The organism is Brachybacterium massiliense (genome assembly GCF_900184245.1).
Lineage (GTDB): Bacteria > Actinomycetota > Actinomycetes > Actinomycetales > Dermabacteraceae > Brachybacterium > Brachybacterium massiliense.
In genome coordinates, this window is sequence record NZ_FXXB01000008.1 from 102,578 (window position 1) to 124,511 (window position 21,934).

At 72.4% G+C, this 21,934-nt stretch carries 17 protein-coding genes; 10 read left to right on the forward strand and 7 right to left on the reverse strand.

From position 1 onward, the window contains the following. Nucleotides 1–31: 31 nt before the first annotated feature. The 3 genes from BN4251_RS10440 to BN4251_RS10450 all read right to left on the reverse strand — a co-directional run bounded on the left by BN4251_RS10440 (nucleotide 32) and on the right by BN4251_RS10450 (nucleotide 4,084). Nucleotides 32–910, reverse strand: coding sequence for a D-hexose-6-phosphate mutarotase (locus tag BN4251_RS10440; RefSeq protein WP_087485061.1), 879 nt, complete (start codon nucleotides 908–910; stop codon nucleotides 32–34). Between the two features lie 100 nt (nucleotides 911–1,010). Further along, nucleotides 1,011–1,625, reverse strand: coding sequence for a hypothetical protein (locus tag BN4251_RS10445; RefSeq protein ID WP_212647611.1), 615 nt, complete (start codon nucleotides 1,623–1,625; stop codon nucleotides 1,011–1,013). 2 nt (nucleotides 1,626–1,627) lie between these two features. Next, nucleotides 1,628–4,084 (reverse strand): DNA gyrase/topoisomerase IV subunit A, encoded by a 2,457-nt coding sequence (locus BN4251_RS10450; protein WP_170931934.1) that lies wholly within the window; start codon nucleotides 4,082–4,084, stop codon nucleotides 1,628–1,630. 103 nt (nucleotides 4,085–4,187) lie between these two features. Here BN4251_RS10450 and BN4251_RS10455 point away from each other — a divergent pair, with 103 nt between their 5' ends. The 3 genes from BN4251_RS10455 to BN4251_RS10465 are packed head-to-tail and all read left to right on the forward strand — an operon-like array spanning nucleotide 4,188 to nucleotide 8,678. Beyond that, complete coding sequence (locus BN4251_RS10455; RefSeq protein WP_087485063.1) at nucleotides 4,188–6,917, forward strand: bifunctional acetate--CoA ligase family protein/GNAT family N-acetyltransferase; 2,730 nt, start codon at nucleotides 4,188–4,190, stop codon at nucleotides 6,915–6,917. 41 nt (nucleotides 6,918–6,958) lie between these two features. Next, nucleotides 6,959–7,534 (forward strand): DUF5998 family protein, encoded by a 576-nt coding sequence (locus BN4251_RS10460; RefSeq protein ID WP_087485064.1) that lies wholly within the window; start codon nucleotides 6,959–6,961, stop codon nucleotides 7,532–7,534. Between the two features lie 7 nt (nucleotides 7,535–7,541). Then, on the forward strand, nucleotides 7,542–8,678 hold the full coding sequence (locus BN4251_RS10465; RefSeq protein ID WP_087485065.1) for an alkaline phosphatase family protein: 1,137 nt from the start codon (nucleotides 7,542–7,544) through the stop codon (nucleotides 8,676–8,678). A gap of 54 nt (nucleotides 8,679–8,732) precedes the next feature. On the opposite strand, the gene sepH is transcribed toward BN4251_RS10465, so the two are convergent. Next, complete coding sequence (sepH, locus tag BN4251_RS10470; RefSeq protein WP_087485066.1) at nucleotides 8,733–9,986, reverse strand: septation protein SepH; 1,254 nt, start codon at nucleotides 9,984–9,986, stop codon at nucleotides 8,733–8,735. Between the two features lie 283 nt (nucleotides 9,987–10,269). Between sepH and BN4251_RS10475 the strand changes: the two genes are divergently transcribed. After that, on the forward strand, nucleotides 10,270–10,572 hold the full coding sequence (locus BN4251_RS10475) for a DUF4193 domain-containing protein (RefSeq protein ID WP_010550618.1): 303 nt from the start codon (nucleotides 10,270–10,272) through the stop codon (nucleotides 10,570–10,572). Nucleotides 10,573–10,654: 82 nt separating this feature from the next. On the opposite strand, the gene BN4251_RS10480 is transcribed toward BN4251_RS10475, so the two are convergent. Further along, the gene (locus BN4251_RS10480; protein ID WP_087485067.1) at nucleotides 10,655–11,227 is read right to left on the reverse strand and encodes a DUF3093 domain-containing protein; all 573 of its coding nucleotides are present in this window, start codon (nucleotides 11,225–11,227) and stop codon (nucleotides 10,655–10,657) included. 107 nt (nucleotides 11,228–11,334) lie between these two features. On the opposite strand from BN4251_RS10480, the gene dut reads away from it, so the two are divergent. From dut to BN4251_RS10510, 6 genes are all read left to right on the forward strand, one after another. Further along, entirely contained in the window at nucleotides 11,335–11,871 is a 537-nt protein-coding gene (gene dut / locus BN4251_RS10485) for a dUTP diphosphatase (RefSeq protein WP_087485068.1), read from the forward strand. 1 nt (nucleotide 11,872) lies between these two features. Further along, entirely contained in the window at nucleotides 11,873–12,619 is a 747-nt protein-coding gene (locus BN4251_RS10490; RefSeq protein ID WP_087485069.1) for a DUF3710 domain-containing protein, read from the forward strand. Further along, nucleotides 12,616–13,332 carry a DUF3159 domain-containing protein gene (locus BN4251_RS10495; protein WP_087485070.1) on the forward strand — a complete coding sequence of 239 codons (717 nt, stop codon included), beginning with the start codon at nucleotides 12,616–12,618 and terminating at the stop codon, nucleotides 13,330–13,332. Before BN4251_RS10490 ends, BN4251_RS10495 begins: the two co-directional genes overlap by 4 nt. 181 nt (nucleotides 13,333–13,513) lie before the next feature. Next, nucleotides 13,514–14,836: a class I SAM-dependent RNA methyltransferase gene (locus tag BN4251_RS10500; RefSeq protein WP_087485071.1), complete on the forward strand. Its 1,323-nt coding sequence runs from the start codon at nucleotides 13,514–13,516 to the stop codon at nucleotides 14,834–14,836. Between the two features lie 268 nt (nucleotides 14,837–15,104). Beyond that, nucleotides 15,105–17,906: an aconitate hydratase AcnA gene (acnA, locus tag BN4251_RS10505; RefSeq protein ID WP_087485072.1), complete on the forward strand. Its 2,802-nt coding sequence runs from the start codon at nucleotides 15,105–15,107 to the stop codon at nucleotides 17,904–17,906. A gap of 266 nt (nucleotides 17,907–18,172) precedes the next feature. Then, nucleotides 18,173–20,047, forward strand: a complete 1,875-nt coding sequence (locus BN4251_RS10510) for a 1-deoxy-D-xylulose-5-phosphate synthase (RefSeq protein WP_245810295.1) — start codon at nucleotides 18,173–18,175, stop codon at nucleotides 20,045–20,047. A 13-nt stretch (nucleotides 20,048–20,060) separates the two neighbouring features. Here BN4251_RS10510 and map read toward each other — a convergent pair whose 3' ends face one another. Together map and BN4251_RS10520 are read right to left on the reverse strand one after the other, a co-directional pair. Further along, on the reverse strand, nucleotides 20,061–20,882 hold the full coding sequence (gene map / locus BN4251_RS10515; protein ID WP_087485073.1) for a type I methionyl aminopeptidase: 822 nt from the start codon (nucleotides 20,880–20,882) through the stop codon (nucleotides 20,061–20,063). After that, nucleotides 20,879–21,931, reverse strand: coding sequence for a COX15/CtaA family protein (locus tag BN4251_RS10520; protein ID WP_170931935.1), 1,053 nt, complete (start codon nucleotides 21,929–21,931; stop codon nucleotides 20,879–20,881). The genes map and BN4251_RS10520 overlap by 4 nt, the downstream gene beginning before the upstream one ends. Between the last annotated feature and the right edge of the window lie 3 nt (nucleotides 21,932–21,934).

A 21,934-nucleotide genomic window follows, 5' to 3' on the forward strand; every position in this document is an offset into this window, starting at 1 on the left:
GACCGGGCCCGGTCGAGGCGTGCGGCGGCGCTCAGGCCTCGAGACGATAGGTGACGCCGATCGTGTGGGACTCACCGGGGGCGAGGGCCACGAAGCCGTCCTTGGCCACGGCTGGTTCGATGCACACGAACTCGGGCCACGCCGCATCGGGGATGTCCGCCATCGCGGTGACGAGCTCGTCCCACGGGTTCCAGACCACGGTCTTGGAGGTGCCGCGCGGGGTCGAGACGATGCGGCGGCCGTGGCGCTCGTCCACGAGCGTCACCTCGGCGCTCGAGGCCACGACCCGGTCGGTCGAGCCGGCAAGTCGCAGCGGCTGCTCCGGCATCACATCCGGTTCCAGTCCGCGGGTGTTGTCGAGGAGGTCCGCGCCCTCGAGGCCCCGGATCTCGATCTCGCGCACATCGCCGACGGCGAGATAGGTGTGCAGCGCCGCCTCGAGCTCGAGCGACCGGGGACCGGCGGTGATCGTCAGATCCACCGAGAGCTCGGCACCGAAGCGGAAGCGGGCGGTCGCCGTCAGCGATTTCACGTCCTCGGGGGTGCTCAGCGTCAGCACAACCTCCTCGCCCTCGCGCTCGGCGGCCGCGAGATCCCAGCGCAGGTTCCGCAGCCAGCCGTGCTTGACCTCCATCGCGAGGTCGCGGCCGGGGCCGAACCAGGGACCCACCAGCGGGATCCCGCCGCGCACCGCCTCGCGCTCACCGAACGCGGAGTCGGGGCTCAGCCACAGCAGATCGCTGTGACCGGTGGGGATCCAGCTGATCAGGTGCGCGCCGTCGAAGAGCAGCTCCGCCGTGCCGGCGGGGGTGTCGACCCGCAGCGCGTCGACGCCGTGGGCGGTGCCGAGGGTGACGCCCTCCGGCAGCTCGAGGGTGGGAAGGGAGGCAGCGGTGCCGTCAGAGTTCATGCCGATATCGTCCCACGCCCGTCGGCGCCGGAAACGGGACGAGCAGCCTGTTGCCGAGACGCGATCGGCCAGCGCGCCCCGCTGCGGCGGTGCGCAGGGGTCACGACGGGACGGGGCGCTCCTGCGCATCCGCGTCCTCCTCGGCGCACGGGTCCTGAGAGTTCAGCGCGCTCGCGAGCACGCCCACGGTCAGGAACACCGCGAGCAGGGTCGCCAGCGACCGTCCGGTGAGGGAGGCGGCCGCGGCGGAGATGACATAGCAGGCGGTGCCGCATGCGGCCGCGACCCAGAAGGTGCCCGCCAGGCGGTCCAGCGCGACCCCCTGGAAAGCCTGCTGGAACACCCCGAACAGCGCCCCGGTGAGGAACAGCCCCAGCACGCCGTGGATCAGCGCGAGACCGAGGATGTCCAGCGCCCGCCGCCACCAGCGCCTGCCGCCGAGCCACGGCATCGAGCGTCGCGTCTGGGTCGAGAGCGTGAGCGCCGCCTTCGCCGTCCCGCAGCCGAGCACGGCCAGCGCCGCCACCTGCCCGATCGAGCCCGCGCCGGCCAGCGGGGCGGTGCCGCGCAGGGCGAGGATCCCCACCAGTGCGCCGAGCACCGCCCCGGCGCCGCCGAGCAGGAGGTGGCGGGACTCGGTGCGAGAGGCGAGGGAGGACCAGGTGCGCGAGGACCGCTCGGTCGTCAGCCGCTCGGCGCCCGTGCCCCCGGACATGCTCAGCCCACCGCGGCGATCGGGACGGCGACCGGGGTGCCGGAGCCGTCGCGTCGGCCCGTCGGCTCGGGCAGGTCGATCGGCTGCCCCGCCTCGGAGGAGGCACGTGCCGGATAGGGCGTCACCCAGGCACCGATCAGCTCGTCCTCACCGCGCAGGAAACGGTGGCAGCGCATGCCCGCGGTCGCGCGGCCCTTGGCCGGGAACTCGCTGAGCGCGGAGACCTTGAGCGACCCGGTCTGCAGCAGCGGGAGGGTCGCGGAGCTGCCGGCCACGGTGACCACGTCGGCCGGGGCGGTGACGTCGATGACCCCGAAGGAGACCACCCGGGCGCCGTCGGCGAGCTTGATGCCCGCCACGCCGCCGGCGCCGCGGCCCTGCGGCCGCACTCCGGAGGAGGGGAAGTGCAGCAGCTGCGCATCGGAGGTGATGAACACCAGGTCCAGGTCCTCATCCTGCTCGAGGTCCACCACTCCCACCACGGCGTCGCCGTCCTTGAGGGAGATGATCTCGAAACCGTCGGACTTCGGGAAGTCGAGCTGGACGCGCTTGACCACGCCCTGGCGGGTGCCCAGCGCGATCGCCCCGCCCCGGGCGAGGTCCGCCTCCTCGAGCCGGATCAGGCCCAGCGCCCGCTCCTCGCGCTCGAGGTCGACCAGGTCCGCCAGACGCGTTCCGCCGGCGAGCGAGGGCGCGCCCGCGGTCGGGGCCAGCGAGGGCAGATCCACCACGGACAGGCGCAGCACCCGGCCCTGATCGGTGACCACGCCGATGGTCGAGCGGGTCGTCGAGCGCACATGGGAGACGACCACGTCGTGCGCGCCCCGCGGGCCCTCCCGCAGCAGCGGCTCCTCGCCGGCGACGCGGGCGATCAGGCCCGTCCCGGTGAGCAGCACGCGGCAGGGCTCGTCGGCGACCTCGAGGGAGGCGCCGGCCTTCACAGCAGGCTTGTCCGCGGCCTCCAGCAGCACGGTGCGGCGGGAGTCGCCGTGCTCGGCGGCCACCGCGGCGAGCTCGTCGGAGACCAGGGCGCGCAGCACCTGATCCGAGCCCAGGATCTCTTGAAGAGCCTCGATCTCGCGGCGCAGGTCGTCCCGCTCGGCCTCGAGGTCGATCTGCGAGAACTTCGTCAGCCGGCGCAGGCGCAGCTCGAGGATGTACTCGGCCTGCACCTCGGAGAGGTCGAAGACCTGTATCAGCCTGGCGCGTGCGGTCTCGGCGTCGTCGCTGCTGCGCACGATCTGGATGACCTCGTCGATGTCCACGATCGCCAGCAGCAGGCCCTCGACCAGGTGCAGCCGGTCCGTGCGCTTGCGAAGGCGGTGCTCGGTGCGGCGGCGCACCACCTTCAGGCGGTGGTCGACGAACACCTCGAGCAGCTGCTTCAGGCCCAGCGTGCGCGGCTGGCCGTCCACCAGCGCCACGTTGTTGATGCCGAAGTTCTCCTCGAGCGGCGTGTACTTGTACAGCTGCTGCAGCACCGCCTCGGGGTCGAAGCCGGACTTGATCGTCAGCACCAGGCGCAGGCCGTGGTGACGGTCGGTGAGGTCCTGGTAGTCGGTGATGCCCTGGACCCGCTTGGCCTGCACCGCATCGCGCAGCTTCTCGGCCAGCCGCTCGGGTCCCACCTGGTAGGGCAGTTCCGTGACCACGATGCCCTTGCGGCGGGAGGTGATGTTCTCGATCCGGGTGGTGGCCCGCATCTTGAAGGAGCCGCGACCGGTGCGGTACGCGTCCCGCACCCCTTCGAGGCCGACGATCCGCCCGCCGGTGGGCAGGTCGGGGCCCGGCACGAAGCGCATCAGCTCCTCGAGATCGGCGTCCGGATGGTCGATCAGGTGGCGCGCGGCCGCGATGGTCTCGACCAGGTTGTGCGGCGCCATGTTCGTGGCCATGCCCACCGCGATCCCGGAGGCGCCGTTCACCAGCAGGTTCGGGTACTGCGCAGGCAGCACCTCGGGCTGGGTGAGCTGGTTGTCGTAGTTGGGGACCATGTCCGCGACGTCCTCGTCCAGCGAGTCCGTCATCAGCAGCGCCGCCTTGGCCAGGCGTGCCTCGGTGTAGCGGGCCGCCGCCGGACCGTTGTCCAGGGAGCCGAAGTTGCCGTGCCCGTCCACGAGCGGCAGGCGCATGTTGAAGCTCTGCGCCATGCGCACCAGCGCGTCGTAGATCGCGGTGTCGCCGTGCGGGTGGAGCTTGCCCATCACCTCGCCGACCACGCGCTGGCTCTTGACGTGGCCCTTCTCGGGGCGCAGCCCCATCTCGGCCATCATGTAGAGGATGCGGCGCTGGACGGGCTTGAGGCCGTCGCGCGCATCGGGCAGCGCCCGCGAATAGATCACGGAGTACGCGTACTCGAGGAACGACGACTCCATCTCACTGGTGACGTCGATGTCGACGATCGTCTCGTCGACCGCGTCGTCCCCGGCGGGCGGATTGGTGCTGCGTGATCGGGCCATGAGGGACATCATGGCGCATGACCGGCCATGATCCCGGGAAGCGAGGGCCCCGACGGGACGTGAATCCCGTCAAACCGGCACCGGCCGAGGCTAGGATCTGGACATGGTGGAACGACGCGAAGGCCTGCGCTCACGACGACGCCGAGCCCGGGACGAGGACGCGGACGAGCCCACCTACCCGGCGCACTGGGAGGCGGACATCGCCCTGCGCGACGGCTCGGCCGCGCACCTGCGGCCGATCCTGCCCACGGACGCCGAGGCGCTCCAGGACTTCCACCAGCGCCAGTCCGAGCACTCCCGGTACCTGCGCTTCTTCGCCCCGATGCCGAAGCTGTCCCGTCGGGACCTCGAACGGTTCACGCACGTGGACCACCACGATCGGGTCGCCTTCGTGGTGCTGCTCGGCACCGATATCGTCGCGGTGGGCCGCTACGACCGTACGGAGCCAGATTCTGCGGAGGTCGCCTTCAACGTCTCCGACTCCCGGCAGGGCACGGGCCTGGCCTCGGTGCTGCTCGAGCATCTGGCCGCCGCCGCCCGCGAACGCGGCATCAACCGCTTCACCGCCGAGGTGCTCCCGCAGAACACCAAGATGATCAAGGTGTTCACCGAGACCGGTTTCGACATCGAGCGGATGTACGACGACGGCGTGGTGATGGTGTCCTTCCGCATCGACCCCACCGCCCGCTCGCTGGCCGTGATGGCCGAGCGCGAGCACCGCGCCGAGTCCCAGGCCATGGAGCGGCTCCTGCACCCCGGATCGGTGCTGCTGATCGGGGTCTCCTCCCGCGCCGACTCCGCCGGAGGACGCTTCCTCACCGCCCTCGAGAGCTCCGGCTACGAGGGCACCGTGCACCTGATCTCGCGCGATGCGCTCGAGCTGCGCGGCCACCGCACCTGGGCGAAGGTGAGTGATGCGCCCGGCACCGTGGACCTCGCGGTGATCGCCCTGCGCCCCGAGGCGTGCCTGGCGGCGATCGAGGAGTGCGCCGAGATCGGCGTGCGCAGCATCGTGATCCCCACCGAGGGGTTCTCGGACAGCGACCGGGGGCGCCGACTGCAGCGCGAGCTCGTGGCCCGGGCCCGCCGCCACGGGATGCGGCTGCTCGGCCCGGGCTCCCTCGGCTTCCTGCGCACCGGCGAGGACGCGATCGGCCTCTCCCTCGCGCCCCGCATGCCGCGCCCCGGCCCGGTCGCGCTCGCCGGCCAGTCCAGCGCGCTGTCCGCGATGCTGCTGGCCGGTGCCGACAGTCGCGGAACGGGGATCCACGAGTTCGTGGGCGTGGGCAACCGCGCCGACGTCTCCCTCAACGACACCCTCCAGCACTGGGAGGACGACGAGAACGTACGCGTGATCGGGCTCGCGCTCGAATCCATGGGCAACCCGCGCAAGTTCACCCGCATCGCACGCCGCCTCACCCGCAGCACCCCGCTGATCGTGCTGCGTCCCCCCGGCAGCGAGTCCCACCTCCCGCCCGGCCACGACGTGCGCACCACGACCCTGCCGCGCCGTGCCCTGGACCAGGTCCTGGAATCGGCCGGCGTGGTGCAGACCGGGGGAGTGGACCACCTGCTCGACGTGGTCGATGCGATCGGTCGCCAGGGGCTGCCGCTGGGCCGCCGGGTGGGGCTGCTGTCGAACACGGCCGCGCTCGGCGCCTCCCTGCGCGGCGCCGCGGGACAGGCCGGGCTCGAGGTGGTCGCGGAGAACCGCAGCGTCCCCCTCTCCCCGGATCCGCGCCTGATCCAGCGGGCCTTCACCTCGATGGCGGCGCTGGGCGCGGTGGACATGGTGATCGCCGGGGTGATCGACCCGCAGTCCGCCGACGTCGTCGAGGTGCTGCGCCAGATGTCGATCGTGGCCCGCCACTCCGAGGTGGTGCTCCTGGTCTGCCTGGTCACCACTGACGACCGCTTCCACGAGGTGCGCCGTGCGGTGCGCGAGGACGACTCGCTGCCCCCGGTGCACGCGACCCCCTTCTCCGTGGTGCGGGCCGGGGCCGGGATGCTCGGCGCCGCGCTGCGCCCCGAGGCCGATGACGACGAGCCCGCTCAGCGCGAGGACCTCGACCGCGCCGCCGCACGGGACCTGGTCGAGGAGCTGCTGGCGGACCTGGGCGAGCCCGCCCCGGCCGGCGCCTCGGTGGAGCTCACCCTCGAGCAGATCACCGCACTGCTGGACGCCTACGGCATCGAGCTGCTGACCACCCGCCGGTTCCGCGACGTCGAGGAGGCCCTCGAGCAGGCCGCCGCCATCGGATACCCGGTCGCGCTCAAGAGCACCGACCCCGTGCTGCGGCACCGCGCGGACCTCGGCGGGGTGCGCCTGGGCATCCCCGACGCGGTCCAGCTGCGCCACGCGATCGAGGGGATGCGCCGGGACCTGTCCTACTCCAGCGCCCCGCTCGAGGTGCAGGCCATGGCCCCCGCCGGCGTGCCGATGGTGGTGCGCAGCGTCGAGGACCCCTCGCTCGGTCCGGTGCTCTCGCTGTCCGTGGCGGGGGATGCGACCGATCTGCTCGACGACATCGCCTACGCGATCCCTCCGTTCAGCGAGCGGGCGGCCTCGCGCCTGGTGGACACCCCGGCCACCTCCGTGAAGCTGCGCGGCACCCGCGGTCTGCCCCCGGCGGATCGGGCGGCGCTCGCCGATCTCGTGGTGCGCATCGGGCTGCTCGCCGAGGACCTCCCGGAGGTCGCGTCCCTCGAGCTGTACCCCGTGCTGGTCGCCCAGCACGGCACGACCGTCGTCGGCGCCCGGGCGACGCTGGCCCCGCCGCCCAACCGCACCGACGGCGCCCGGCGCGCCCTCTCCGGCCCGCCAGGGGCGTGAAGGACGCCGAGGGACCTGCCCGGTCATGGGACACTGGAGCGATGACCACCGCACTTCCCGCCGACCTCCTCCGGGCCCTCGAGACCGCCGGGTACTTCCCGCAGACGGCGGCCCAGAGCCTGGCGCGCTCGCTGCGCGGCGCCGAGCCGGTCGCCTTCCTCGTGCGTCCCGAGACCACCTTCGACGGCCCCGAGGTGCGACGCCACCTCACCGTCCTCGTGCTCACCGCCGCCCACCTGCACATCACCCACCTCGATGACGATCCGGCCGATGCGCTGAACCCCAGCCAGGTGGTCTCGACCACCGAGCGGATCCGGCTGCAGCGGATCACCGCGACGGGCCTGTCCCAGGTGTTCGACACCGACGGGAAGCACAGCCCCGCCCGGGAGGCCGAGATCACCCTCGGGGTCACCTGGGACGGGACACGGCGCGTGGATGTGGAGCGGGCCGTGTGCGAGGACCCGAACTGCCAGCTCGACCACGGATACACCGGCACCACCTCCCCGTCGGACCTCGCGCTGCGCGTGAGCGCCCTGGCCGACGGCGCCGGCGCCGTCGAGGAGGCCCTGGCGTTCCACGACGTGCTGCTCGACGCGGTCGACGCCGCCACGGCCTGACACCTCCGTGAACGCACCGGTGACCCTGCCCGACTGGCCCGCGGACCTGCTGCCGCCCCCGTTCGCGGCGGGGGAGCGCCCCGCTCTGCTCGACGTGCTGCGCCCGCTGGTGCGCTCACCGCAGCCCGGCCGCGACCTGGTGATCCTGCTGGACGGGGTGGGGGCGGACCTGCTGCAGGAGCACCGCGCGCTCACCCCCACGCTGCGTCGGCTCGAGCAGGGCATCTCCCGCGTGCGCACCGTCAGCCCCGCCACCACCTCGAGCGCGATGGTCTCCCTGCACACGGGACTCTCCCCGCTCGAGCATGGCGTGCTCGGCTATCTCACCTACGATCCGCGCACCGGCACCGCCCTGAACCAGATCAGCGGCGCCCCGGGCACCGACCCGCGAACCTGGATGCCCGAGGCGAGCCTGGTCGAGGCCGGCACCCGCCGCGCGGTGCAGGTGGGCCCGCGCAAGCATGCAGGCTCCCATCTCAGCGGCGTCGCCTACCGCGGCTGGGAGTTCCGCGGCCACGGCGGCGGGGACCGCGTCCAGACGGTGCTCGGCGCGATGCGGGCCGCCGGCCCCGACGGGCTCGTCCACCTCCACGTGGACGACGTCGACCACGCCGGGCACCGCCACGGCATCGACTCCGAGCAGTGGCGCAGCGCCCTCGCGGAGGTCGACGGCCTGCTCGGCACGCTGCTGCGCCGCCTGCCCAGCGGCACCCGGATCCACCTGACCGCCGATCACGGCATGATCGACACCTCGCCCGCCCACACCACCGACCTGGCCGATCACCCGCAGCTGCTGCGACTCGTGGACGAGGTCGCGGGGGAGGCCCGTGCGCTCGCGCTGCACGCGGTGCGCGGCGAGGGAGCGGCCGAGGAACTGGCGCTGGGCCTGTCGCAGCTGCTCGGCGACAGCGCCCTGGTGCTGCGCCGCGAGCAGGTGCTGAGCATCGGCCTGCTGGGCCCTGTCGGCACGGAGGTCTCCGCGCGCGTGGCCGGGCGGGTGCCGGATGTGCTGGTGCTCTCGCGCGGCAGGGCGGGGGTGGACGACTTCTCGCGCCGCCCGGCGACCGCGCGCGCCATGGTGGGCGTGCACGGCTCGCTCACCCCGCAGGAGTCCTGGGTGCCGCTGCTGCGCACGGAGTCCTGAGGCGCCTCCGGCCGACTCCTCCCGGGGTTCCGCCCGGGGCCGAGGAGCGGGAGGTCAGTCCTGCTTCGAGCCGAAGACGATCTCGTCCCAGCTGGGCATCGAGGCGCGGCGGCTCTTGGGCCGCGGCTTCTTCTTCGAGCCCTTCGCGTCGGTGTCCTCGGAATCCTTGTCGGAGTCCGCGCCGGGAGAGGCGGCCGGCTCGTCGAATCCGGGCAGCGGGGTGAGGTCGACCGTGTCCTGGTACTGGATCTCGCCCTCGCCCGCGACACTCGGCGATGCCGGCTCCGCGCTGTCCTCGCCGTCGCCGCTCTCCGCGTCCGCGTCGGTGCTGTCCTGCGGGTCCTCGTCGGCGGCGTCGGCCTCCTCCTCGCCGAGGGCGGCGGAGTGCTCGCGCGCTGCCTCGAGATCGGAGTCCTCGAGGCCGGGCTCGAGGGCGGAGGGCTCGTCAGCGCGCTCCGGCGCGTCGGGAGCCTGCTCGGGCTCGGTCTCGGGCACGTCGTCGAGATCGGACCAGACCGTCGAGGACTCCTCGGGTCGCGGCACCGAGCGCAGGCCGCGCCGCGCGTTGAGGGCATCGAGCTCGTCATCGTCGATCGCCGAGGGATGCTCCTCGGAGACGGGCCGGCGCGGCGGCCAGGTGCGGGCGCGGGGAGAGGGGGTCGGGTTGCCCTCGAGCGAGCCGTCCGCCTCGAGGTCGTAGACCGCGCTCTTGACGGCCTGCAGGCGGCCTCGGCCGCGCGTCGCCTCGATGGGTGCGTCCTCATCGCTGATCCAGCGCGCCTCGTCATCGATCGGCGAGACCGTGCGGTTGACGGTGTCCGCGACCCAGTGCGCCTGACGGGTGCGCCCGCCGGCGGAGAAGGTCAGCTCGAGCGTCCAGGTCCCGTCCTGACGGCGCCAGGCGTCCCAGGCGCTCTCACCGGTCGCCTCCCGCGCGGCCAGACGCTCCGCGACGGCCTCCTCGAGGGCGGGCCCGCCGCGCCCCACGGGGAAGGTGCGGGCGCGCTGGGCGGTCCACTCGCGCTCGGCCAGGACGGGGCCCTCGTAGCGGCGGATGTGCTCGAGCGGGATCTCGGAGGCCTCCGCGATGTCCTCGGCGCTGCGGCCGGAGCGCAGCATCGCCTGGATCTCGCGCGGCCGCACCGGAGCGGCGTCGGCGGCCTGGATCATGTTCAGCGCCGGGCGGTCGGAGCGGACCGCCGCACGCAGCGCCTTGTCGATGCGCAGGGTGTACCGCTCACCGTCGGAGTCGACCAGGAGCAGATGTTCCCCGTCGTCATGGATCCCGTCGAGTTCGAGCTCGCGCATCGTCGTCCTCTCCGTCGGAGCCTGGTCGCCAGCGTGCAGTTGTCTAGTCCGCGACCATATCGTGCTCGACCGGCCGCAGTCGCTTCCGGGCGGGCGGAAGTCCGGCGTGTTGTCCTGGGAGCGGACGACGTGTTGTCCCACGCAGGTGCCTCTGCAATAATGCCGCCGCATTCAGCGTTGAGACCCGGGCCGACACGTCGTGGCCCGTGAGGACTCACGGCGCGGAACTGCCCCAGCCACCCCAGGTCGGATGACCCCGATGACAACCAGGAACGGACCGTAGATGGCCACTGATTACGACGCACCGCGCAAGAACGACGACGAATCGAACGACGACTCCATCGAGGAGCTGAAGGGGCGGCGGAACGAGGCCGCGACCCCGACCGTCGACGAGGACGAGGCCGAGGCCGCGGACTCGTACGAGCTCCCCGGCGCCGACCTCTCGGGCGAGGAGCTCTCCGTGCGGGTGCTCCCCCGTCAGGCGGACGAGTTCACCTGCGCGAGCTGCTTCCTCGTGAAGCACCGCAGCCAGATCGACCACGTCGAGGGCACCCTCATCATCTGCAAGGAGTGCGCCGCGGCCTGATCCGCGTCCTCCCTGCCCGCAGAGGCACGAAAGGCGCCGTCCCCCTCGGGGGCGGCGCCTTCTGCCGTCGCAGGGGGGCGGCTCAGCCGCTGCGTCGCTGCTGCACCTGCTGGGCGGTGCGCAGCGCGAGTGCGAGATCCTCGGGCCGACGGGTCGAGGCGACCCAGGCCGTGGTGGGGTCCTGCTCGTCGAGCACCTCGACACGGATCCCGGAACGGGTCCAGCCCCGCACGCAGTGATGGGCCAGCGGCTCGAAGTTCTGACCGATCGTCAACCCCCACTCCTCGTCGCGGAGCACCTGCGCCTCGCCCAGCAGCTCCACGTCGATGCGGGCGCGCGCGAGCCGGAACTGCTCGGAGGTCACCTCGAGCACAGGGGAGTACTGATGGACCAGCACCAGCAGCGCGATGATGCACACCACCGCGAGCACGATCGCGGTGGGCAGGTGCAGCGGCACCACCACCAGGCCCAGCGCGCCTCCCAGCAGGACCGCGCCGATCCACATCCCGATGCCCGGGAACAGGTGCTCCCGGAACAGCGGATCGCCGGGCGCGGCGGAGGGCTCCGGCGCGGCGGCGGTGGGCTCCTGGGCGTCGGTGCGGGAGGGCTCCTGCGCGGCGGAGGAGTCTGACGTGCGATCGGCTGCGGCGGGCATGCCCCCATGGTCTCACGCAGCACCTGGGCGTCCACGGTCGCCAGGATCACCCGGATCGCGCTGCGGAGAGGGGAGGGGTGCGGAGCCGGACCGCATACCCTGTGCCCATGTCTGTCGATCATGCTGACCTCACCCCCGGGGGCGCAGCGCCCTCCGATCCCGCCGCGGCACCGCTGCGGATCCGACGCAGCGGCGAGGCACGGATGCCGCAGCGTGCCCATGCCGACGACGCCGGCCTGGATCTCGCGAGCGCCGAGGAGCTGGTGATCCCGCCCGGAGGGCGTGCGCTGGTGGACACCGGACTCGCGATCGCCCTGCCGCCGGGCACCGTGGGCATGGTCTGCCCGCGCTCGGGCCTGGCCGCACGCCACGGCGTCACCGTGCTCAACGGCCCCGGTATCGTGGATGCCGGTTACCGCGGCCCGGTCAAGGTCGCACTGCACAACACCGATCCGTCCGAGCCGTTCGCGCTCCAGGTCGGGGACCGCATCGCACAGCTCGTGGTGGTTCCCTTCCTCGCCCCGGCGCTGCAGGAGGTCGAGGATCTCGACGAGACGGAACGGGCCGCCGGCGGCTTCGGCTCGAGCGGCGGCTTCGGCGCCGCAGGCTCCCCGGCGACCACCGCCCAGACCACGGAGGCTTGATATGGGACTGTTCTCCCGCAGGAAGAAGCGGAGCCAGGGCGAGGACCCCACCACCGCACCGGATGCCGAAGCGCAGCATGAGGCGGTCGGCGCCCCTGACCCGGACGACGAGCCCGTGCAGGACGAGGCGCCCCGCGGCGAGCACCTCGAGGACGGCCCCTATGACGAGCGGGAAGCGCCCGAGGAGGACCGCATCGACCTGGGCGGCCTGCGCGTGCCCGTCATCGACGGGATGGAGCTGCGGATGGAGGTCGACCAGCGCAGCGGGTCCGTCACCGGGGCGAACCTCGTGATCGGCGGCTCCGCCCTGCAGGTCCAGGCGTTCGCCGCCCCCAAGACCCGCGGGCTGTGGGAGGACGTGCGCGGCTCCCTGCGCACCTCCGTGGTCAAGCAGGGCGGCACCGCGGAGACGCGCCCGGGGGTCTTCGGCACCGAGCTGATCACCCGTCTGCCGATCAAGCGGGCCGACGGCCGCACCGGATACCGCCCCGCCCGCTTCATCGGCATCGACGGGCCGCGCTGGTTCGTCCGCGCGATCCTCACCGGTAAGGCGCTCACGGATGCCGAGCAGACCCGGCGCTTCGAGACCCTCATCTCCCGCCTGGTGGTGGTGCGCGGCTCCGAGGCCATGGCGCCCCAGGAGCTGATCCCGCTGCATCTGCCGGGGGAGCGCCCCGGCCTGAACCCGATCACCACGGGGCCGCTCGACCCGCTGGGCCGCGGCCCGGAGATCACGGAGATCGGATGAGCGCCCCCGGCACGGACCACGGCGAGCACGAGAACCCCTCGCCGTCCGAGGAGTCCGCCCCGCCCGAGGGCCCCGCGACGCCCCGCAGCGGGCTCGGAGCGGTGCTCCAGGAGGAGGAGTTCTCGGTCTCCGACGCGATCGGCGGCAAGCGCGGCATCGCCGAGTCGGTGCTGCCCACCCTGCTGTTCGTGGTGCTGTTCGTCGCCACCCGCGATGTGGTGATCGCCGCGGGCGCGGCCGTCGTGGTGGTCGTGGTGCTGCTGGTGGCCCGGATCGTGCAGCGACAGAGCCCGGCCACGGTGCTGGGCGGTCTGCTCGGGGTGGCGCTCGGCGCGATCCTGGCGATCCGCTCCGGGGAGGGCTCGGACTTCTACTGGCCCGGCATCGTCATCAACGCCGTCACGCTGCTGGTGCTGCTGATCACTCTGCTCGCCCGGCGCCCGCTGGTCGGGCTGCTGGTGGGCCTGCTGGATCCGCGGGTGCAGGACTGGGCCTCGGACCCGGACGCCCGGCGCGTGTACACCCGGGCGACGCTGCTGTTCGTGGTGCTCTACGCCGCGAAGATCGCCGTCCAGCTGCCGCTGCTGCTGACCGGCCAGGTCGCCGCGCTCGGGGCCGCGAAGATCGCGATGGGCCTGCCCGCCTTCGCCGTGATCGCCTATCTGGTGTGGCTGATGCACCGCGGGCTGCTCGCCCGCCGCGGCCTGCGCTGAGCCCTTGCGCCCCTGCCTCAGCGCCGAGCACGGCGGGGTGCGCGAGGACCGTCCACTGGATGAGACAATGGTCCCGGCGGCGTCCCGTTCCCGTTCCGAGGTCGAGATGCCGCGCCCACGACGATCGAGCAGCCACGGTCCGTGACGCGAGTGCGCGCCCGGACGGGAAGAGAGTGGTCCGATGACCTCCGATGCCGAATCCGCGCAGAGCATCTCCGCCCTCGGCGGTCGACTGCTGACCCTCACCGCAGGCCCGCCCGCGGCCGGCGGCACCTTCGTGGCGCGCCACGAGGGGCGTGTGGTGTTCGTGCGCGGCACCACCCCGGGCGAGACCGTCACCGCCCGCCTGCTCGAGGACCCGCAGGAGCAGGCCTCCGCGCGCTTCTGGCGCGCCGAGGCCCTCGATGTGCTCGAAGCGGGCCCGGATCGCGCCCCCACCGTGTGGGAGGAGGCCGGCATCGACGGCGTGGGCGGTGCGGAATGGGCGCATATCGCCCTGCCCGCCCAGCGCCGCATCGCCAGCGAGGTGATGCAGGAGCTGCTGCGCCGCGCGGGCGTGAGCAGCTTCCCGATCGAGCAGGTGCAGGTCGAGCCGGCCCCGCACGACGCCGAGGGGCTGGCCTGGCGCACCCGTGTGCGCTACGCGGTGGACGCCGACGGCCGGGTGGGCATGCGCGGATGGCGCTCCCACGAGGTGCGACCGGTGGGCGAGGACCCGCTGTCCGCGCAGCCCATCCGCGAGCTGCGCCTGGGGGAGTGGACCGCGCCCGAGGGCACCGAGGCGATCGACGCCGTGGCGCCGTCGGCCGGCCCCGCCTCCGTCGTGCTGATCGGTCGCGATCTCGACCCCGATTCCGTGGTGATCCCCGAGTCCTGGGGCGATGCCGATGTGGCGGTGCGCACCGCCCGCGGACTGGTCACCCTGCGCGGTGACGGCACCGTGCACGAGCGCGTCGGCGAACGGCTGTTCACCGTCAGCGCCACCGGCTTCTGGCAGTCCCATCGCCGGGCCGCCGAGCTGCTCAGCGACGTGGTCGAGACGACCTTGGCTGCGCCGCGCGGCGGCAGCGCGTGGGATCTGTACGGGGGCGTGGGCCTCTTCGCCGCCGTGGCAGCGCAGCAGGTCGGCGCCGACGGCACCGTGGTCACCGTCGAGGGCAACCGGCGCGCCTCGCAACTCGCCGCCGAGAACCTCGAGGACCTCCCGCAGGTCTCCACCGCCACGGCCGACGTCACCGACTGGGTCCGCGCCCGGCGCGGCGGGGTCGATGCGGTGGTGCTGGATCCGCCCCGGGCAGGAACCGGCATCGAGCTGATGGAGCTGCTCGCCCGGACCGTCCGCGAGAAGATCGTGTACGTCTCGTGCGAGCCCTCCACGCTGGCCCGTGATCTCGCGGCGATCGAGAAGAAGGGCTGGAGGATCTCCGATCTGAGGGCCTTCGACCTGTTCCCGCACACGCACCACATCGAGTCCGTGGCTGTGCTGGAGCGCGCCAGCTCCTGAGCACGGACAGCTCGGTCCCCTCGGGGGCGGGAGCGGCGGGGCCTCCCCTCGGCCGACACGCTCCCGCTCACCTGACGGCCTGTCAGATCGAGGGGTGCGGCCGTGGTACTATTTATCTTGACTTCAAGATAATTGCCGGACCGATCCGGCGACCACCTTCGTCGGCGAGCCTCCGCAGCGTGCTGCTGCGAGGAGTGCGTTCGTGCGCCCTGCGCGGGCCGCGGGCCTACGATGGAGGGGTCCACCACACACCGAAGGAGTTCGCCTGATGAGCACTGTCGACTCATTCTCCGCGAAACAGGATCTCAACGTCGGCGGGACCGACTACGAGATCTACGCGCTCGACGCCGTGGAAGGTGCCGAGAAGCTTCCCTACAGTCTCAAGATCCTGCTGGAGAACCTGCTGCGCACCGAGGACGGTGCGAACATCACCGCCGACCACGTGCGTGCGCTGGCGAACTGGGACCCGGCCGCCGAGCCGTCGGTCGAGATCCAGTTCACCCCCGGCCGCGTGATCATGCAGGACTTCACCGGCGTGCCCTGCGTCGTCGACCTCGCCACCATGCGTGAGGCGATGCAGGAGCTCGGCGGCGATCCCGAGAAGATCAACCCCCTGGCTCCCGCCGAGATGGTCATCGACCACTCGGTGATGATCGACGTGGCCGGCCGCCTGGACGCGCTCGAGAAGAACATGGAGCTCGAGTACGAGCGCAACCGTGAGCGCTACCAGTTCCTGCGCTGGGGCCAGACCGCCTTCGACGACTTCAAGGTCGTCCCCCCGGGCACCGGCATCGTCCACCAGGTCAACATCGAGTACCTGGCCCGCACCGTGATGACCCGTGAGGTCCCTGACGCCGCCGGCGAGGGCACGGTCCTGCGCGCGTATCCCGACTCGTGCGTCGGCACCGACTCCCACACCACCATGGTCAACGGCCTGGGTGTGCTGGGCTGGGGCGTCGGCGGCATCGAGGCGGAGGCTGCGATGCTCGGTCAGCCCGTCTCCATGCTCATCCCGCGAGTGGTGGGCTTCAAGCTGACCGGCGAGATCCCGCCGGCCGCGACCGCGACCGACGTGGTGCTCACCATCACCGAGATGCTCCGCGAGCACGGTGCGGTGGGCAAGTTCGTCGAGTTCTACGGCGAGGGCGTCACCCAGGTGCCGCTCGCGAACCGCGCGACCATCGGCAACATGAGCCCCGAGTTCGGCTCCACCTGCGCGATCTTCCCGATCGACGAGGTCACCGTCGACTACATGCGTCTGACCGGCCGCTCCGAGGAGCAGCTCGCGCTGGTCGAGGCTTACGCCAAGCGTCAGGGCCTGTGGCACGACCCGTCCGTCGAGCCCGCGTACTCGGAGTACCTCGAGCTGGACCTGTCCACCGTCGTGCCCTCGATCGCCGGTCCGAAGCGTCCCCAGGACCGCATCGTCCTCACCGAGGCGAAGGACTCCTTCCGCAAGGTGCTGCCGTCCTACGCCGGTGAGACCCACGCCGTCGAGGAGGGCGAGAGCGCCGGGACCTTCCCCGCCTCCGACCCCGCGAGCCTCGGCTCCGACAACGACTCCGGCGGCGCCGCCCCCGAGCTCCAGCCGGTCACCGGTCGGGCCTCGAACCCCGCGCAGGTCGAGGGCAGGGACTTCTCGATCGATCACGGCATCGTCTCGATCGCCTCGATCACCTCCTGCACCAACACCTCCAACCCCTCGGTGATGATGGCCGCGGGCCTGCTCGCCCGCAACGCCGTGGACCGCGGCCTCGAGGCGAAGCCCTGGGTGAAGACCTCCATGGCTCCCGGCTCGCAGGTCGTCACGAACTACTACACCAAGGCAGGCCTGTGGCCCGCGCTCGAGCAGCTCGGCTTCCACCTGGTCGGGTACGGCTGCACCACCTGCATCGGCAACTCCGGCCCGCTGGACTCGGAGATCTCCGACGCGATCGCCGAGAAGGACCTCGCCGTCACCGCGGTGCTCTCGGGCAACCGCAACTTCGAGGGCCGCATCAACCCCGACGTGAAGATGAACTACCTGGCGTCCCCGCCGCTGGTCATCGCCTACGCGCTCGCGGGCACCATGGACTTCGACTTCGAGAACGACTCCCTGGGCACGGACAAGGACGGCAACGAGGTCTACCTCCGCGACCTGTGGCCGAACCCCACCGAGGTCGAGAAGGTCATCGCCGAGTCCATCTCCCAGGAGATGTTCACCGAGGACTACCAGGACGTCTTCACCGGTGACGAGCGCTGGCAGACCCTCGAGACCCCCGAGGGCGCGACCTTCGAGTGGGACTCCGAGTCCACCTATGTGCGCAAGCCCCCGTACTTCGAGGGCATGGGCCTGAAGCCGGAGCCCGTGAGCGACATCGAGGGTGCGCGCGTGCTGGTCAAGGTGGGCGACTCGACCACCACCGACCACATCTCGCCCGCCGGTGCGATCAAGCTGGACTCCCCGGCCGGTCGCTACCTGCAGGAGAACGGGGTCGCGCGCAAGGACTTCAACTCCTACGGCTCGCGCCGCGGCAACCACGAGATCATGATCCGTGGCACCTTCGCGAACATCCGCATCAAGAACCAGCTCCTCGACGGCGTCGAGGGCGGGTACACGAAGAACTTCCTGACCGGTGAGCAGGAGTTCATCTACGACGCGGCCCAGGCCTACGCCGAGCAGGACATCCCGCTCGTGGTCCTCGCGGGCAAGGAGTACGGCACCGGCTCCTCGCGCGACTGGGCGGCCAAGGGCACCAAGCTCCTCGGCGTCCAGGTTGTCATTGCCGAGAGCTTCGAGCGCATCCACCGCTCGAACCTCATCGGCATGGGCGTGCTGCCGCTCCAGTACCCGGCCGGCGAGTCCGCCGAGTCGCTGGGCCTGGACGGCACGGAGACCTTCTCCTTCTCCGGCGTGACCGCTCTGAACGAGGGCACCACCCCGAAGACCGTCAGGGTCGTCGCGTCCAAGGACGATGGCACCTCGGTGGAGTTCGACGCGGTGGTCCGCATCGACACCCCCGGTGAGGCGGAGTACTTCCGCAACGGCGGCATCCTGCAGTACGTGCTGCGCTCGCTCGTGGCGGCCTGACCCGTCACCGCACCGCACCAGCGCCCCGTCCGGCTCCTGCCGGACGGGGCGCTCGTCGTCGCGAGGGCTTCTCGGCCGCGACCGCGCCGAGCCGACCTCGCATCGTGCACCATTGCGCGAGTCCTGTGCACCGCGATGCACACAGAGGCCGAGGCGCGTGAAACCCCGGTGAAGATATGCACAGATGTGACCATGTCTCGCGTCGCTACTGGTCAGGACCACGTACGCTGGGCAGGTCCCGTCCCCGCCCCCGAGGGAGGACCCGCGTGTCCACCACCGAGCAGCGCCTCGTCGTCCCGTCGCACGGCACCGACGAGATGCTCCCGTCGGCCCCGGCCGCCGATGCCCCCACCCCTCCTGACGAGGTGGCGATCTGCTCCGATCCGGAGGCTCTTCGCGCCCTCGCCCCCGCGCAGCTGCCGGGCCTGGCCCGCACCCTGCGACGGCGCCTGGTGGAGATCTGCTCCCGCAGCGGCGGGCACCTGGGACCGAACCTCGGCGTGGTCGAGCTGACGATCGCCCTGCACCGCGAGTTCCGCTCCCCGTCCGAGCCGATCGTCTTCGACACCGGCCACCAGGCCTACGTCCACAAGATGCTCACCGGCCGTGCGGACCTCGAGGGGCTGCGCACCGCGGGCGGTGTCGCGGGCTACCCGGACCGGCGCGAGTCCGCGCACGACCTGGTCGAGAACTCCCACGCCTCGGGCTCGATCGCCTGGGCCCACGGCCTGGACCGTGCGAAGCGCCTCTCCGGTGAGGAGGGCGCCTCGGTCGCGGTGATCGGCGACGGCGCGCTCACCGGCGGCGTGGGCCTCGAGGCCCTCAACCTGCTCGCGGCGGACACCGGCTCCCGCGCGGTCGTGGTGCTCAACGACAACACCCGCTCCTACGCCCCGACCGTCGGCGGCATCGCCGCCCACCTCGCCGCCCTGCGCGAGGGAGAGGTCGCCCCCGGTGAGGACATGTTCACCGCGCTCGGCCTGACCTACCTCGGACCGATCGACGGGCACGACCTCGAGGCCCTCGCCGAGGCCCTCACCGCCGCCCGGCGCGCCGCCGAGGACCCGCACAGCGCGGGCGTGCTCGTGCACGTCCTGACCCGCAAGGGCGCCGGCTTCGCCCGCGCCGAGGCCGACGCCGTGGACCACTGGCACGCCACCGGACCGTTCCCGCTCGAGGACGCCGAGACGCCGAAGACCACCGCCCCCACCTGGACCTCCCATCTGGGTGCGGCGGTGCTCGAGGCCGCCCGCGCGGACGAGCGCGTGATCGCCCTCAGCGCGGCGATGATCGACCCCGTGGGCCTGACCCCGATGCAGCAGGAGATGCCCGAGCGGGTGCTCGACGTCGGCATCGCCGAGCAGCTCGCGCTCGATACCGCGGCCGGACTCTCCGCCGGCGGGCGCAGACCCGTGGTCTCGCTCTACGCGACCTTCCTCAACCGTGCGATCGACCAGCTGCTGCTCGACGTGGCTCTGCACGGCGAGGACGTCACGATCACCCTGGACCGCGCCGGGGTCACCGGCGATGACGGCCCCAGCCACCACGGCATCTGGGATCTGGCGCTGGCCGCCCAGGTGCCTGGGCTCTCGCTGTGGGCACCGCGGGACGCCGCCCGGCTCGACGCCGCGGTTCCCGCCGCACTCGCACAGCCCGGCCCCTCCCTGGTGCGCTTCCCCAAGGGCGCCTGCCCGCCCGAGCTGCCGGCCCTCGTGCAGCTGCCGGCAGGAGACGTGCTCGCCGGGCGCCCGCAGCAGCGGCCGGACATCCTGCTGGTGAGCATCGGAGCGCTGGCCGGCCGCGCCGTCGAGGCCGCCGAGGCGCTCATGGCCGACGCCCCCGAGCTGAACGTGCTCGTGCTCGACCCCGTGCGGGCGCTGCCGCTGGGGGAGGAGCTGCTGGATCTCGCCGCCTCCGCACGCGCGGTGGTCACCCTCGAGGACGGGTTGGCCGAGACGGGTATCGGGACTTCCCTCGGTGCGCGCCTGGCCCACCGTGCCACCCTCGGGGCGCCGGGGCCGGTACTGCGGAACCTCGGGGTGCGGAGCGAGTTCATCGCCCACGGCAAGCGCGATGCGATCCTCGCCGAGCAGGGGCTGGACGCGGCCGGGATCCTGGAGAGCCTGCGCACGCTGCGGTGAGCGCGGGCTCCGCTCAGCCCAGCGAGCTGCGCGGGGAGGGATCGTCCGCGCGGGCGGTGAGGATGACCGGCGCGCCGTCGGTGACCTGGAGCGTGTGCTCCGCATGCGCGCCGCGCGAGCCGTCGGCCGAAAGCTGGGTCCAGCCGTCGCGCGCGTCCACCGTGAGCTCCGAGGTGGTGGGCACCAGGAACGGCTCGACCGTGATCAGCTGACCGGCCACCAGCTCCGTGCCGCTGCCGGGAGTGCCGTGGTTGGGCACGAACGGCGCCTCGTGCATGGTGCGGCCCACGCCGTGGCCGCCGAAGCGCTCGTTGATCGTGTAGCCGAGCGCATGCGCCCGGTTCATCACCGCATGGCCGATGTCGCCCACGGTGGCGCCCGCGGTGACCTGGTCGATGCCCGCCCACATCACGCTCTCCGTATCGCGGATCAGCTGCAGATCCTCCGGCCGTGGAGCGCCCACGGCGACCGTCAGGCAGGAGTCCGCGACCCAGCCCTCCACCTCGACCGCGAAGTCGAGGGAGAGCAGGTCGCCGTCCTCGAGCACGCGGTCATAGGGGCGACCGTGGAGCACGCCGTCGTTGAGCGAGGTGCAGATGACGTACCCGAAGGGCGAGGCCCCGAAGACGGGGTGGTAGTCGACGTAGCAGCTGGTGGCGCCGGCCTCGCGGATCAGGCGGTGCGCCTCGGCGTCCACCTCCAGCAGGTTCCAGCCCACGTCGACCACACTGCGCAGATGCGAGAGCACCGAGGCGACGAACTCGCCGGCGGGACGAGCTTGCTCGAGGGTGGGGAGCTCCTGGGAGGAGCTGCGACGGCGCCTGCCGAGGATCATCGTGCCTCCGTGCCGCGGTGCGCGGCGCGTGTGCCGGCCTCCGCGCTGGTGTCGCCGGTCGGTGCGGCCTGCGGCTCCTGCCAGGTGACCAGCCGCGCCCCCACCCAGGCGATCCCGGCGGCGAACACCGCGGCGCCCAGCAGGTGGAGGAACACGATCAGCTCGGGCAGGCCGGTGAAGTACTGGATGTAGCCGATCACGCCCTGCGCGAGGGTCAGGGCCACCAGCCACCAGGCGGCGCCGATCGCCTCGCGGCGGGCCCGGGCGCGGTGCAGGATCACCAGCAGCACCGCGAGCACGGTGCAGAAGGCGTACACCGAGACGGCGTGGATGCGCGAGATCAGCACCGGATCGATGTCGATGCGGGTGACCTCGCCGGCATCGCCGGAGTGGGGGCCCGTGCCGGTGACGAGGGTGCCCAGCACCAGCACCACGAAGCCGAGCACCGCGAGCGGCACGAAGGCGCTCAGCGCCGCTCTCGGGACGGCGAGGCGGATCCGGCCGTCGCCGTCGTACAGGCGCACCAGCAGCACCGTCGACAGGGCCACGAGCACCGGAGAGATCAGGAAGTGCGGGCTGACGATGCCGGGGTGCAGGTCCAGCCACACCACGAAGGCGCCGATGCCCGCCTGCAGAGCGGTGCCGATCAGCGGCACCAGCGCCAGACGGCGGAAGCCGGTCCCCTTGTGGCCCAGCCAGCGCCAGGCCACCAGCAGCACCGCGACGGCGAAGACGCTCAGCACGCCCGTCAGGGAGCGGTTGCCGAACTCGACGAAGGGATGGATCCCGGCCTCGAGGGTCAGCTCGGGGGTGAACTGCCCGGGCTCGCAGTGCGGCCAGGAGGAGCAGCCCAGTCCGCTCGCGGTCAGTCGCACCGCGCCACCCGAGAGGATGATGCCCATCTGGCAGATCAGGTTGCCCCAGAGCACGAACGCCGCCACCCGCGCGCGACGCACCGGTCCCCAGGACGGCAGCCGAGGGTCGGGGAGGGTGGTGATGCGGCCGTGGCGCTCAGGGGTCCGCCGTGCGGCGGCGACGGGGGTGGACATGGT

Excerpts from the sequence above, each read along its gene's own strand:
- BN4251_RS10495 (WP_087485070.1), top strand. The coding sequence starts at position 12,616 with ATGAGCGCCCCCGGCACGGACCACGGCGAGCACGAGAACCCCTCGCCG.
- sepH (WP_087485066.1), bottom strand. The coding sequence starts at position 9,986 with ATGCGCGAGCTCGAACTCGACGGGATCCATGACGACGGGGAACATCTG.
- BN4251_RS10520 (WP_170931935.1), bottom strand. The coding sequence starts at position 21,931 with ATGTCCACCCCCGTCGCCGCCGCACGGCGGACCCCTGAGCGCCACGGC.
- map (WP_087485073.1), bottom strand. The coding sequence starts at position 20,882 with ATGATCCTCGGCAGGCGCCGTCGCAGCTCCTCCCAGGAGCTCCCCACC.
- BN4251_RS10450 (WP_170931934.1), bottom strand. The coding sequence starts at position 4,084 with ATGGCCCGATCACGCAGCACCAATCCGCCCGCCGGGGACGACGCGGTC.
- BN4251_RS10475 (WP_010550618.1), top strand. The coding sequence starts at position 10,270 with ATGGCCACTGATTACGACGCACCGCGCAAGAACGACGACGAATCGAAC.
- BN4251_RS10440 (WP_087485061.1), bottom strand. The coding sequence starts at position 910 with ATGAACTCTGACGGCACCGCTGCCTCCCTTCCCACCCTCGAGCTGCCG.
- dut (WP_087485068.1), top strand. The coding sequence starts at position 11,335 with ATGTCTGTCGATCATGCTGACCTCACCCCCGGGGGCGCAGCGCCCTCC.
- BN4251_RS10500 (WP_087485071.1), top strand. The coding sequence starts at position 13,514 with ATGACCTCCGATGCCGAATCCGCGCAGAGCATCTCCGCCCTCGGCGGT.
- BN4251_RS10455 (WP_087485063.1), top strand. The coding sequence starts at position 4,188 with ATGGTGGAACGACGCGAAGGCCTGCGCTCACGACGACGCCGAGCCCGG.
- BN4251_RS10490 (WP_087485069.1), top strand. The coding sequence starts at position 11,873 with ATGGGACTGTTCTCCCGCAGGAAGAAGCGGAGCCAGGGCGAGGACCCC.
- acnA (WP_087485072.1), top strand. The coding sequence starts at position 15,105 with ATGAGCACTGTCGACTCATTCTCCGCGAAACAGGATCTCAACGTCGGC.
- BN4251_RS10460 (WP_087485064.1), top strand. The coding sequence starts at position 6,959 with ATGACCACCGCACTTCCCGCCGACCTCCTCCGGGCCCTCGAGACCGCC.
- BN4251_RS10480 (WP_087485067.1), bottom strand. The coding sequence starts at position 11,227 with ATGCCCGCCGCAGCCGATCGCACGTCAGACTCCTCCGCCGCGCAGGAG.
- BN4251_RS10445 (WP_212647611.1), bottom strand. The coding sequence starts at position 1,625 with ATGTCCGGGGGCACGGGCGCCGAGCGGCTGACGACCGAGCGGTCCTCG.